Annotated in this window: 11 protein-coding genes; 7 read left to right on the forward strand and 4 right to left on the reverse strand. The window is 48.1% G+C overall.

The genetic code is table 11. From position 1 onward, the window contains the following. On the forward strand, positions 1 to 303 hold a 303-nt coding region (locus AAC052_RS19645), incomplete at its 5' end, for a hypothetical protein (protein WP_339815155.1). Then, the gene (locus AAC052_RS19650) at positions 215 to 1,306 is read left to right on the forward strand and encodes a hypothetical protein (protein ID WP_339815156.1); all 1,092 of its coding nucleotides are present in this window, start codon (positions 215 to 217) and stop codon (positions 1,304 to 1,306) included. The genes AAC052_RS19645 and AAC052_RS19650, both read left to right, overlap by 89 nt. Positions 1,307 to 1,524: 218 nt before the next feature. Here AAC052_RS19650 and AAC052_RS19655 read toward each other — a convergent pair whose 3' ends face one another. Both AAC052_RS19655 and AAC052_RS19660 read right to left on the reverse strand, forming a co-directional pair. After that, the gene (locus AAC052_RS19655) at positions 1,525 to 1,770 is read right to left on the reverse strand and encodes a DUF6364 family protein (protein ID WP_339815157.1); all 246 of its coding nucleotides are present in this window, start codon (positions 1,768 to 1,770) and stop codon (positions 1,525 to 1,527) included. Between the two features lie 135 nt (positions 1,771 to 1,905). After that, positions 1,906 to 3,579 (reverse strand): hypothetical protein, encoded by a 1,674-nt coding sequence (locus AAC052_RS19660; RefSeq protein WP_339815158.1) that lies wholly within the window; start codon positions 3,577 to 3,579, stop codon positions 1,906 to 1,908. A 601-nt stretch (positions 3,580 to 4,180) separates the two neighbouring features. Here AAC052_RS19660 and AAC052_RS19665 point away from each other — a divergent pair. The 5 genes from AAC052_RS19665 (at position 4,181) to AAC052_RS19685 (ending at position 11,157) form a co-directional block, all read left to right on the forward strand. After that, entirely contained in the window at positions 4,181 to 5,401 is a 1,221-nt protein-coding gene (locus tag AAC052_RS19665) for an aspartate aminotransferase family protein (protein ID WP_339815159.1), read from the forward strand. Continuing rightward, the gene (gene argC, locus AAC052_RS19670; RefSeq protein ID WP_339815161.1) at positions 5,394 to 6,428 is read left to right on the forward strand and encodes an N-acetyl-gamma-glutamyl-phosphate reductase; all 1,035 of its coding nucleotides are present in this window, start codon (positions 5,394 to 5,396) and stop codon (positions 6,426 to 6,428) included. Before AAC052_RS19665 ends, argC begins: the two co-directional genes overlap by 8 nt. Next, positions 6,425 to 7,636, forward strand: a complete 1,212-nt coding sequence (argJ, locus tag AAC052_RS19675) for a bifunctional glutamate N-acetyltransferase/amino-acid acetyltransferase ArgJ (RefSeq protein ID WP_339815162.1) — start codon at positions 6,425 to 6,427, stop codon at positions 7,634 to 7,636. The genes argC and argJ overlap by 4 nt, the downstream gene beginning before the upstream one ends. A 177-nt stretch (positions 7,637 to 7,813) precedes the next feature. Continuing rightward, on the forward strand, positions 7,814 to 8,464 hold the full coding sequence (locus AAC052_RS19680; RefSeq protein ID WP_317487651.1) for an SGNH/GDSL hydrolase family protein: 651 nt from the start codon (positions 7,814 to 7,816) through the stop codon (positions 8,462 to 8,464). A gap of 260 nt (positions 8,465 to 8,724) precedes the next feature. Further along, a complete protein-coding gene (locus tag AAC052_RS19685; RefSeq protein WP_339815163.1) occupies positions 8,725 to 11,157 on the forward strand; it encodes an ABC transporter permease in 2,433 nt (810 codons plus the stop codon). Between the two features lie 78 nt (positions 11,158 to 11,235). Here the strand turns inward: AAC052_RS19685 and AAC052_RS19690 are convergent, their stop codons facing one another. Together AAC052_RS19690 and AAC052_RS19695 are read right to left on the reverse strand one after the other, a co-directional pair. Then, positions 11,236 to 12,291, reverse strand: coding sequence for a sugar phosphate isomerase/epimerase (locus AAC052_RS19690; RefSeq protein ID WP_339815164.1), 1,056 nt, complete (start codon positions 12,289 to 12,291; stop codon positions 11,236 to 11,238). A 275-nt stretch (positions 12,292 to 12,566) separates the two neighbouring features. Then, positions 12,567 to 13,025: a hypothetical protein gene (locus AAC052_RS19695; RefSeq protein WP_339815165.1), complete on the reverse strand. Its 459-nt coding sequence runs from the start codon at positions 13,023 to 13,025 to the stop codon at positions 12,567 to 12,569. Positions 13,026 to 13,081: the final 56 nt, after the last annotated feature.

The raw sequence follows: 13,081 nt of genomic DNA on the forward strand, positions 1-13,081 counted from the left end.
ATACTTTACTACTTGATCGAAACAAAATTATATACACATGAAATAGCCATAAGGAATACCATACCCAACGGACCGGCGTGGAACGATGAATATGCCTCTAACACGAGAAATGTTCAATCCCAAACCGGTTCAGCTATTCCCGCTTCGGCGGCGGTTCGCCGAGCGACCGATCGCTCCGGCGAACCGGTGGCCATTGAAAAACAATTATATACACATGAAAAACCAGCTATTACTCTGCCTTCTCTTTATCGGCCTGCTCTCAGGCACCTCGTTCGCTCAAAAAACCTACGTGATAAAGCTTAACCCCGACTATATCAACATTCCTAACAGGAGTTTTTATATAGACCAGGTCATTGACAACCGAACCGATAAAAGCCGGATTGGCATTGTGCACAACGGTACCCAGCGCCTTGCCCAGTTTGAGTACGGACTGGAAAACTCGCTGGAAGGCTACTTGAAATCTGCTTTTCCAACCACAACCCAGGAGATTCCTATTGTGATGGTGATCAACCGACTGGAGATTTCCGAAAAACCGGCAAATGTTGGCGAGGTTGGGTACGCCGACATTTCTGTTGACTTTTTTACTGGCGAAATCAAGCTCTTCAGCACCGATCAGCATGTAGAGGTCACTGGCAACGACGTAACCAAATTGCACGAAGCCAACATACGGGAGGCCGTAGCAAAAAGCCTTTTTGCGTTTGACGACTCCAACTGGGTGTCGGTGATGCATGGCAAAACAGAGAAACCGCAACCGTCCAGAAATACGGTGCCTGGATCCGATGCTGCGCTATACTCTGTCACTCAGCCTGTGAGTGGAGACAATCCTAACTACAAAGCCTCAGAAAGCAAGGCAAATTCAGTAACTCAAGCCCCTGCGGAATCACAGGAAGAGGCAACAACTGAAACCTACTCAGAGAATAGAAATATCACGGCAGTGGGTTACCAAATTGGCGGCATAACGCTGATAGGTGTAGACTATGAAATCAGAGCCAGCGACTATTTCGGTGTGCACCTGGGAGGTGGATTGGCTGGATTCACGGTGGGAATGAAAATTCACACCAACCCCGAAAAGAACAGCTCGTTCTTCAACCTAAGCTTCAAAGACGGTGGCTTCGGAAAAATCACAACCCTGGGATTGGAATTTGGAGGTCGATTGGTATTCAGTAAATCCAGCGACCTTGGACTTGTGACTCAAATAGGTATTCAAAAAATTCTGTCTATCGACGAAGAATTTGAGAAACAAGTATTCAAAGGAAACGGTGCGCCTCCTGTTATGATGGCCTTTGGCATTGGGCTTAGCTGGTAGACTGGTTTATCGCCTAAGTAGGGAGGACAATTATGTACTGGTTGAACTCAGGTATTCGGAAGCTGTCATTACTGGGATTCCTGATGCTTTAAAATCCTTAAGGTCTCTGGTGATGATTGTATCGAGGCTGTTTTCTACAGCAGTATAATATGCAACCCATCCTCAAAGTCTTGTGGCTAGCAAATCAAGGACTATGTTGGTGTCTAGCAGTAGCTTTTTCACTTGTACTTCTCAAGCAAATAGTCAGTATACCCCTCTTTATAGTCAAAATCACCATCAATTTTAATGACTCCACTCAAGCTTCTCACAAGCGGCGTTATTTCTCCAGCCTTCGAACTTCTGTCCGTCAGAGACAATAGGTAGCTTTCTATCAACTTAGAGAGGCTTATCTTATGGGACCTGGCATACAGCTTTGCCTGCTTAATTACTTCCTTGTCAAGGTTCAGTGTTAATTTGGTCTTCATAACACTTAAATTAACGTGAGTTCGATATAAAAGTAAAAAAAACTTAATGCAAGGCGCCCAACTTATTCAGCGCTTGTGCCACAACAATTGATGACATTCTCAAGAATTTCGGGTAGGGATCAGAAGAACGCTTCCTTACTCCCTGATCACCTTCAAATGATCATCATTGCCCGTCATTTGCCAGTGTCCCAACGATATTGGGATACATCCTATGGCATTAAGTTGGTCAAAGAAGTCTTTTACTTTAAATGGTTCATTGTTGGCCTCCTTCATTCTGGCGAACTCTGCCATGGCATTTTCCAGTAAATACTTACCTGTAATGTAGCTGCTGCCATAACCCGGCTGGCGGAGGTATAAATGCTGTTCGAAGAGCAGTAATTCCTTTTCTGTTTTCATCCAGCCTCTTGGTGTATATTCGGAATGGATACCACCTGCTTCCACACTGTTCATTTCGTTGGCCTGAGCGTAAAGCGAACCCAGCCCTCTGGCGGCCCGCTGAGCAATCATGATGTAGACAATTTCCCTTACTCTCGGGTCTTCATCGTAAAAGCCTGCCTGCATAAACATCTCCTCCACAGCTGTGGCAGTGCCCTCATTGCGTGAATCGAAGATATTGTACAACAAAGGCCCTTTTCGAATTTCACTTTCATGGGGTTCGTTGTCCATCCGGGCCAGCTCAAACCAGTGATAGAAATGTGAGTACAGTGGCCGTGGGTCATAGTGCATGCCAATCAGGAAAAAATTACGTCTTTCCTTCGGCACATAGCTGCCCAAGTGCTCTCTCAGCGCTGGCTCCATATAAGGCTTCACCGTCAAAATTTCGTCCTGCTCGAGAAACGTCATCATACTCACAGCCGCCTTTTCCGCCATGGCCTTAAATGCTTCTGGAGAGTCGGCAGCGGTAAGCTCAGGCAAGTCACGGTTGCGGTGTTCTTCCAGTTTAAGAGAAGCCCAGGCACGAGACAATTCCCGTTTTAGCAGCATCACCTCATCGTCCCACGTGAGGGGTACCAGATGAACATTTTGCAGGTACCATGTATAATTTTCCTTCCCAACGCCTGAAGGCCCGGTTTTGGACTCCGCCTTTTCTTCCAGCCATTCAACCAATTCCTCAGTAGACGCAATACCATCATTGATAACTTGCACCAGACCAGCGTCGTCCTTTACACCAGGCAGCATCAGCAACCCCTTCAAATCTTCGCTTTGCGTGCGGATATCCCTGATGCCCGCTACCCACAGGTCTTTGGCATTACCGGTTAAGTTGATTTTTGCTTGTTCGTTAAAAGCTGGAATGACGGACAGCTCTTCCAGGAACTGAATCTTGCCTTCGGTATTGAGGGGAAAGCTGTACTTCCAAACATCCAAAGCGGCATGGTTTGTCGGTCCTTCATGAGCAGGCACGTCGCTGCGCTCCATCCACAGCACTTTGTAGAAAGCCGGATCTCTTTCCCATGGTTTCAATATGTGATGATTGAAATCGTAGCCGTTCATTTCTGCCCAAACAACTGTCCAGTCAACCTTTTCTTCAACTGACCAGCCAGCAGTGTCCACAGCCATCAGCCGGCCCTGCAACTGCTCAAACTCCGTCCAGCGCTTTTCGAACGTGGCTACAGTATAGTCCGGAGCTCCATCCTTCAGGGGTGGGGTTTCGAAGCTCCTCCACTCTTTGAACAGCGCCACCAGGTCTTCGTATCGTTTGGTGGTTGGCGCAGCGGCGGTGACTACCTCTTGCTTAGGCTGCTCAGGCTGGCAACTGGCGACTAGAATGAGCAAGGCTAAAAGCTGGAAAAGCGATGAAAATCTCTTCATTGAAACGGTTGGTTTGGATAAGGGCCGAATATAGGTAATTTCTAAAATCCGTTAGTCCGGGATTACGGGGGCGGTGTATAAATCACGTTAAATCTTTAGTGCAACGTGTAAGTGTCGAAAATGCATATTTGACACCCCAACGTACTGTGCCGGAAACCACAAGCTATACTCCAAATCTCATTTTCACCGCTCCCACCTAATTTTTATCCTTCCATCATATCTAACCCTTCTAAAAAAAGAAACGAGCGGCCGCAGGGAAGGGTTAGCGGTACTATAAAAGCATGGTCGGTTACTCAATGAACTTCTCTTACCGACAATACGCCTGAAAAAGTCGTTTTAAATCATTTAAATGGAACATTTCCGGGCTGAACTGTGTATCTTTGAGGTAGTTGATCAAAGATATTCAAAGGGTTTACCCCTTTAATACCCCAAAACAATGAATCATCAAAATGCCCCAAGTGCCAGTTTTTTTCGTGCCCCTCGCTTCCACTTTACCACCCGAGGCCGTAGTGGTGATTCCTTGTTTTTATAAGCATTAACCAACTCACTTTATTAACATTATCTGACATGCCGGAGGGCATGTCGCAGCTATTTATTACCCATGAGTATATACAACAATCAGCAGCTTCACGACATTGACAAACAACACTACCTCCCCACCTTCGGCAGGTTTCCCATTACATTCGAGCGGGGAAAAGGTGCCAAACTCTGGGATACCGATGGCAAAGAGTATATCGATATGCTGGCCGGTATCGCTGTTTGCAATGTAGGCCATTGTCATCCAACAGTGGTGAAGGCGCTCCGGGAGCAGGCAGGCAAGCTGATGCACATCTCCAACTTTTTCCTCAGCGAGCCCCAGGCGCTACTGGCCAAGAGGCTCAGCGAAATCTCCGGCATGGACAGGGTGTTTTTCAGCAACAGTGGAGCTGAGTCGGCCGAAGGTGCCATAAAAATTGCCCGCAAGTATGGCCATAGCAAAGGAAAAGGCGGCACCGTCATCTCTATGAAAAACTGCTTTCATGGCAGAACGCTGGCCACGATAGCCACTGGCAAAAAAACGATGCAAGATGGCTTCGAACCCATTCCTCAGGGCTTTATGCAAGTGCCATTTAACGACATAGACGCACTGAAGAAGGCTTTGCAGGACAATAATCCGAAAGGCGGCACTCACCAAATATCCGCCATCATCGTGGAACCCATTCAGGGGGAAGGCGGTATCAATGTAGCTGACCTTGAATTCCTCAAAGCGCTGCGTCAATTGTGCGACGACGAAGAAATTGTGCTGATTTTTGATGAAATCCAATCTGGCATCGGCCGCACGGGCAAGTGGTTCGCTAAGGATCATTTCGGCGTGCAGCCTGATATTATGACCCTCGCCAAAGGTCTTGGAGGTGGTATTCCCATCGGTGCCATCCTGTGCAGTGAGAAAATGGCCTCCGTCATGAAACCGGGCGACCATGGCACCACCTTCGGGGGCAATCCGCTTGTTTGCGCTACGTCGCTGGCCGTGCTGGAAGTGATTGAAGAAGAGAACTTACTGACGGCCGCAGCAGAAAAAGGAATCTGGCTCAAAAAGGCCCTGCTGGACATGAACGAGTCTTCCCTCAAGGAAGTAAGGGGAAGGGGGCTCATGATCGGTGCTGAGTTCGATTTTGAAACCAAGCCCCTCGTGGTGGAAATGCTGAAAAACGGCGTGGTAGCCAATGCCACCGCAGGCAATGTGCTGCGGTTCGTACCAGCGCTCACCATCGGTTATGACGAGATGGAGCAAGCCATTACTGTATTAAAAGAATCATTAATAAATATAAAAGCCCATGCCTAAGAAAAAGATAGGCGTTGTTGGCGCCACTGGTTACACTGGTTCAGAGCTTGTTCGCATCCTGGCCAACCACCCCGAAGTAGAGATTGCCGTCATTACGTCAGAAAGTCGGGCGGGTGAGAAATTTTCAGATGTTCACCCGTTTTTCAAAGACATCGTTGACCAACCCTTACACAAGGCCGACAAGGTGAACGAGCTCAACCTTGACCTGGTTTTCCTCGCTCTGCCTCACGGTGTGTCGATGGAATACGTGAAGCAGTTTGCCGGCAAAGGCTTTAAAATCGTTGACTTTTCAGGCGACTTCCGGCTCGACTCCCCGAAAACTTACGAGGAATGGTACAACAAGCCACACACGTTCGTCGAAGGCTTCGATACTGCCGTTTATGGTCTTCCGGAACTTTTCTACGACAAAATCAAAGGTGCTGACCTGGTGGCTAATCCGGGCTGCTACCCCACAAGCGCTATTTTGCCCCTGGCGCCGTTGCTTGCAAATGGTATCATTGAAAGCAAAGGCATCATCATCGATGCGAAGTCGGGCATCACTGGCGCCGGCATTAAAGCCAGCACCACCACTCACTTTTCGAATGTGAACGACAATTTCAAGGCTTATGGTTTAAAGAACCATCGCCACACCATTGAGATCCAAGGCGTGTTGGATGGCATAACAGCCGGGGTGACACTTCAATTCACCCCTCACCTGCTGCCGGTAGATCGTGGCATCCTTTCAACGACTTACGCCAGGCCTAAGGGCGCTACAAGCAGTGCTGAATTGAAAGCACTTTATCAGGACTTTTACAAAGACAAGCCCTTTGTAAGAATCTGCGGCACGCCACCTGCCATCAAAGACGTGCGGGGCAGCAACTATTGCAATATATACGCCGACTTCGACGAGCGAACAGGCAATATCATCCTCATCAGCACCATCGACAACCTGGTGAAGGGTGCCGCCGGGCAAGCTGTTCAAAACATGAACATCATGCTCGGCTTCGAAGAATCTTTAGGTTTAAATCAAATACCCGTCAACCCATGATCAAGAACATTACCAATGTAAGAGGCATCAAATGCTGGGGCGCTCATTCGGGTGTCAAATCACTGCGGCGTGACCTGGCTTTGATATATTCTGAAGTACCCGCCAATGGTGCGGCTGTTTTCACCCAAAACAAGGTGGTGGCTGAGCCCATCAAGGTATCAAGAGAAAACATCAAAGGCGGTATCGTTCAGGCTATCATTATCAACGCTGGCAACGCCAACGCCTGCACAGGCCAACAAGGAGCAGACGGCGCTCAGGCCATGCTGAAAACCGCCGCCGAAGCGCTTGGCATCGATCAAAAATCTATCATTATTGCTTCCACTGGCATTATTGGGGAGCCGTTTCCCACTGAAGATGTGGTAAAAGGCATCATCGAATCAGCTCCAAAGCTGAGCAGCAAATCAAACGCTGGGTCGTTTGCCGCCAACGCCATTCTTACGACCGACACTTTTCCAAAAGAGGGCTTTCTGGAGTTTGAGCTCGATGGCCATGAAATCAACATGGGCGGTATCGCCAAAGGATCGGGCATGATCCACCCCAACATGGCCACCATGCTGGCATTTATTGCCACCGACGTAGCAATAGAGTCGAAGCTTTTGCAGAAAACCCTGAAGGAGGTAGTTGACCGGACTTTCAACATGATCACGGTAGATGGCGACACCTCAACTAACGACATGGTGGTGGTGATGGCCAACGGCAAGGCTGAAAATGACATACTGAAGTCGGAAAAAGACAAGGGCTATGACGTGTTCAAAGCAAAGCTAGAGGAGATGATGAAGCACCTTTGTATGCTGATCGTTTCGGACGGGGAAGGGTCTTCGAAGTTTCTCGAATATACCGTTAAGAATGCAACAGATGAGGTAACGGCCAGAAAAATATGCCGGGCCGTGTCGAGCTCCACCCTGGTAAAGACTGCCATGTTTGGCCGTGACCCCAACTGGGGACGCATTGTTTGCGCAGCAGGCAATGCCAACGTCCCATTCAACTTCGAAAAAGCCGACCTATACCTTGGCGATGACAAAGAGATGATACAGGTGCTGGAAAAAGGCAAGCCGCTCGACTACGACCGCAACTATATGAAACGAGTGCTTCGGGAGTCACATATCTATATCAACCTCGATTTGAACGAAGGCAAGGCAGAAGCCACCGGCTGGGGTACTGATTTGACAACGGATTACGTGCTGTTTAACTCGGTGTATACGACTTAGGTAAGACCGGAGACCGAAGCAGGCGTCGGGGCGGCAAGCAGGCAGGTTGCGCTGGGGCCGTCAGACGTCATCCTCGACGCCTCATCAGCATTCGTCCGATACCGTTGAAAAGAAATCAGTCGATGATTTCGTTAGGGTTTATTTATCTTAATTGCTCATTCCAAAAAAGATACCTACATGTACAAAAGACTTTCATTCCTAACTGCCCTTTTCTTTGGTTGCGTCACGCTGCTTGCTCAAAACCCGCAACGTTTTCAGGGAGAAATTGACAAATACGCACAGGAAGCCGCCTCAGTAAGTAACAAAAAGCTTGCATTGTTTACTGGCAGCTCATCCATCAGAATTTGGGATGATATGGCGGAGAGATTCCCAAAAAAGAACGTACTCAACCGGGGCTTTGGTGGTTCGTCCATGTCGGATCTGCTGTACTACACAGATGAGCTAATCTTCAAATATTCCCCGTCAAAAATCTTTATTTATGAGGGTGACAACGACATAGCCTCAGGAAAGACAGCCGAACAAATCCTGACAGACGCAAAGACCATACTTGCGCAGATAAGAGAAAAACTACCCAAAAATGTAAAGGTATACTTCATCTCCGCTAAGCCAAGTGTTGCCCGCTGGAGCCTGAAAGACAAGTACGTTGACTTCAATACCCAGCTGGAAGCCTGGACAAAAACTGAGGCTAATGTCGGCTACGTTGATGTGTGGACACCTATGCTACAGCCAAACGGCGAGGTAATGGATGACATTTTCAGAGAAGACAACCTTCACATGACGTCGAAAGGCTACGATATCTGGGAGAAGGTCTTCAAAAAATATTTATAGGCGCAACTATCTTCATCAAACCTAAGAAAAAGAGGAGTGCGGGAGCGCTTTCAGGCTCCCAACTCCTCATTGCTATTTCTCAATTTTCATCAGACTAAGGCGCAGAGTGGTTGACTGCCTTCACCCAGCCTTCTAAAGCCTACTGCTTACCAACTACTGTTTACCTTTCACTCTTCACTTCCTCTCTGTCCATTTTTTACTATCTCATTTCTAAATAATTGAGGATTATGCATCTTTAAAAAAGGTTCAAAAACTCAACCATGTTTAAAAGTGCTCTCCTTATCGGAATAAGAAACTTGCTGAAAAACAAGTTGCATTCCGCCATCAACCTATCAGGCTTTGCGATAGGCATTACTTGCTCCTTGCTTATTCTCGCCTTTGTTTGGGACGAACTCCACTACGACCGCTTCCATCCCAATGACGACAGACTCTACCGCCTGGCCCTGCACCGCAGCTTTCCGGGCCGTGATGTGTCATTCGCTACAACGCCTTTCCCGGCAGGGCCTACTCTGCTGCAAGACATCCCCGAGATAGAAAGCTATTGCCGTCTGTTTACACCCTCCTCCAGTCCGCCGAGAGTACGAATTGGCGATATTGAGTTTTACGAAACTAACCGGCTGGCCGCAGATTCAACTTTCTTCAGGCTGTTTGGAGTTCAACTGAAGGAAGGAGATCCCCGCAACGCCCTGAAAGATCCCAATAGCGTGGTGCTGACGGAGAGCACCAGCAAAAAGTACTTTGGAGATCAGGAGGCTCTTGGTAAAATGATCAAGGTGGGTGACTCCACCCTTTACCGGGTAACCGGTGTAGCCGGGGATGTACCGAACAGAACTCACCTTGAGTTTGATTTGCTCTTCTCACTACGCTCCTTCCCCGGTGCCCACGATGGCACCTTTTGGGGGTCTTACCAATGCCTCAACTACTTCCTGCTGAAGCCCGGCGTAACCCCGGAGCAGGTGAAGGCAAAAATCCCATCGGTTGTTAAGCAGTATATGGGACCGCAGGTCGAGTCCCTCCTCAACATCACTTTCGACGAGTATGAAGCAGCAGGCAACCGGCACAACTATGTTTTTCAACCTATTCAAAGCATCCATCTCGAAAGCAACTTCCAAAACGAAATAAAGCCGAATGGAGATAAAAATTACGTCTACCTTTTTATGGTCGTTTCGGTGCTCATTCTGTGTACAGCCTGCTTCAACTTTGTGAACCTGTCAACTGCTAACTCTGTCAAACGAGGCAAAGAAGTGGCTGTCAGAAAAGTGGTGGGTTCAAGCAAACTTCAGCTTATCATCCAGTTTATTACTGAGTCCATTGTCATCACACTGATAGCTGTCCTCATTTCTTGTCTGCTGTTTATCTGGCTACTTCCGTATTTCAATCAGCTGGCAGAAAAGCACATTGCTTTGTCAGACTTTAGCCTGCTAAATGTCGCCGGACTCCTTTTGGTCTTCACAGCTCTTTTAGGCACCCTTTCGGGGCTTTATCCTGCTTTCTTCATTTCGTCTTTTCCCACGCTCAAAATTTTCAAGGGAGAACTGAAGCTAAGCCACAAAAAATGGGGGTTCAGGAACATCCTGGTGGTGGCGCAGTTCATGGTCTCTATTTTTTTGATGGCAGCCACGCTGTTCATTTACCGTCAAATGAACTTCATGATGGATAAAAAACTGGGCTTCGACAAAGATCAGGTGCTCGTCATCGAACGAAGCAACCAGCTGGGTGGCAGCCTCAGGGCCTTTATGGACGAATTACAGCAAGTCAACGGCGTGGAAAAAGCGTCGGCCTCTTTTCATGTACCCGGCCGACAAATGAGCGGTGGCAGCTTTCATGCCCAGGGAGTTTCCGCCACAGAGCGATATCTTTTTACTGCTATCTACGCCGACTACGATTTTGCTGACACGTACGGGATCAAAGTAAACGAAGGCCGCTTCTTTTCGAAGGATATGGCCTCCGACACGGCGGCCGTTCTTGTGAACCAGGCCACAGTAGACATGGTGGGGTGGGACAATCCGCTGGAACAAAAAATTCTGCCCACTGCTGGCACTCTCCAGCGCATCATTGGCGTGGTAGACGACTTTCACTTTGCCTCGCTGCACGAGAAGGTCGGGCCGCTGGTCGTCTTTGGCATTTCTCCCCAGCAGTTGGCTACACTCAGTCCTAATCTGGTATCCGTTCGAATCGGTTCGGGCGCATCTACAAAAGCCACGGTGCAAAGCATAGAGGCCACCTGGAGCAAATGGATGCAGGGCAGCCCCATTCAATACAGCTTCCTCGATCAGGAATTCAATGCGCTATACCAGAATGAAGAACGTATCAGCAGGGTGTTTTCTACTTTTTCCATACTGGCCGTTTGCATCGCCCTTATTGGCGTAGTCGGACTTTCCACCTACATCGCCAATCAGAGAACAAGAGAAATTGGTATCCGCAAAGTGCTGGGGTCGTCAGCGTCGGGCATCCTCGTGCTGCTCTCAAAAGACTTTGTTCAATTGCTGATTGCCGCAAACTTACTGGCACTTCCGCTGGCGTGGCTGGCTCTGAGTAAATGGCTGGAGCAGTATCCTTACCAAACTTCGCTGACCATCTGGCTCTTCCCTGTTATTGGTATCGTCTTCTCTTTTTTCATTGTGCTCACCACTTGTCTGGTTACCTACAAAAAGGCACAGATGAACCCGTCGAAAGCGATTAGGTATGAGTAGGAAGAAAAAACTGGGAGCAAAAAAGCCCTTGCTGTTTTGTCAATCAGCAAGGGCCAACGATTCGTTTAGCTAATTCAACTAAGCCAGCGCCTTTCTGCAATATTCGACGCATTTCTGCACTTCTTTTACCGGATCTGAACCTTCAGGGATCTCGTATTCAAGCTCTATTGTGCCAGGAAACTTATACTTCTGCTCGCTCATGAGCTGAAGCACTTCCGTCAGCGGTGTATCGCCGGTCCCCCACACCAGGTTCTTTTTCCCATGCTCAGGGTTCTGGCGATCCTTCATGTGCATGCTTAAAATGCGATCGGCCTTTGCTCTCACCATGCCCAGTGGATCGGCATTTCCTGCAGCTACAAAGTGGCCTAAGTCAAGATTCAATCCATTGTACTTCGACTGCTTCAAAGCCGTATCCCACAAGGTAGGGGTTTGTTGCTCGTGTCCGTGGTAGCCGATAGACACCTTGTGCTTGGCCGCCAGGGTACCCAATCTGAGTGTCTGCGCATCGTCGCTTGGGTGCTCCAGGGTAACGTGGCTGGCACCAAGCGCTTTTGCTGCCTTCAGCCCGTATATCACTTCTGCATCGGTATTGTCTTTGCCAAAGGCATTGGGTTTGAAAGCGTAAATCTGCACACCGGCGTCGTTGTACATTTTCTTCACCTGTGCAAACTTGTCCATGGAAGCCGTTGCCCTCCAGGCGGCCACTTCCTTGTTGTAGGAAGCCGACTGCGCCTGCATATCAGCCATCTGTTTCTTCTCGTCGTCAGTCAGCTCTTCCCCTCTTCTTTGCTTACCATACAGGCCAAACATTGCCCTGCGGTCAATAGTGCTCTCAGGCTTGCCTGCAAAACTTTCAGCCGGATCGCCCATCAGCTCCACGGCGCTGATACCGCAATCCACGATGTACTTTAGTGTAGCCTCAGCGCTCTGATCGGGCAGGCTGCGAAACGAGTAGGTAATGACACCCAACTGTACTCCGTTGATCATGGAGTCAGGCTTGCCATAGCTTTTGATGATGTTGGGGAAACCGCTTGCTCTTAAAAGAGACGGGGCTACTAAAATACCGGCCGCTGCTGTAGCCGACTTGCCTATAAAATTCCGGCGTGAAGCCAGGTGTTGTTCGTTATTTTTCATTGAAGTAGGTAGTTAAAATGACACGACGTATAAGACAAACAGAATTAATTCTCCCGGGTTTGCGCCAACTTACCATCAGCCAAACATTCCAGAAGAACTAAGATACATGAATTTAGCTGTGCAAACGGCAATCAGCAAGCTTTTGGAGGTATAATAGACAATACGTCGTTTTTACACGATGGTCGGCAAGATTTACATGATTGACTGAATACCGGCAGTGCTTCACAGCACATTCCTGGAGAAAAAACTTAACCATTCTGATGAACCGAATCCTCTTAGTCCCGAAGGGAGGCCACACCTGTCAGGCTGATTTTTCGAGAATATTCAACATTGTTCACTGTAAGGACATAATTCTTTGACTTGCCTACTCTTTCAATACTAACTGGCTTCAGTCCTATCTCTGGCTGATATATATAAAGCTGATTTCCAACTACATGCCATCTTGTATTCTGAAGTTTTGTAGCATAGTCATTTGCCCAGTCGTCGTTCACTGTGACCGTTTGCCCCTGCTGCACCCACAAATATTTGGGCTCATTTTTGCTTTGGATGGCATTAAAAGTGTCCTGAGCGCTCCTATTGTACCAATAACCGACAATGTTGTTTGTTGAAATGTACTCTTCGGCGCCCTCAGTAGACACCATAACATACTCCCCATCTTCAGCTATGCTCTCTTGAGCAAGTAGAGAAGTAGAAATCAGAAAGAGTGCGGAGAAAACAAGAAAGAAACACTTCATGGTAGTTTATTTTAGGTGGAAAATATCAGAAAGTTATCTAAAAAGCAAAAAACAAG

Origin of the sequence: uncultured Imperialibacter sp., from assembly GCF_963974565.1 — a bacterium.
GTDB classification, from domain to species: Bacteria; Bacteroidota; Bacteroidia; order Cytophagales; family Cyclobacteriaceae; genus Imperialibacter; species Imperialibacter roseus.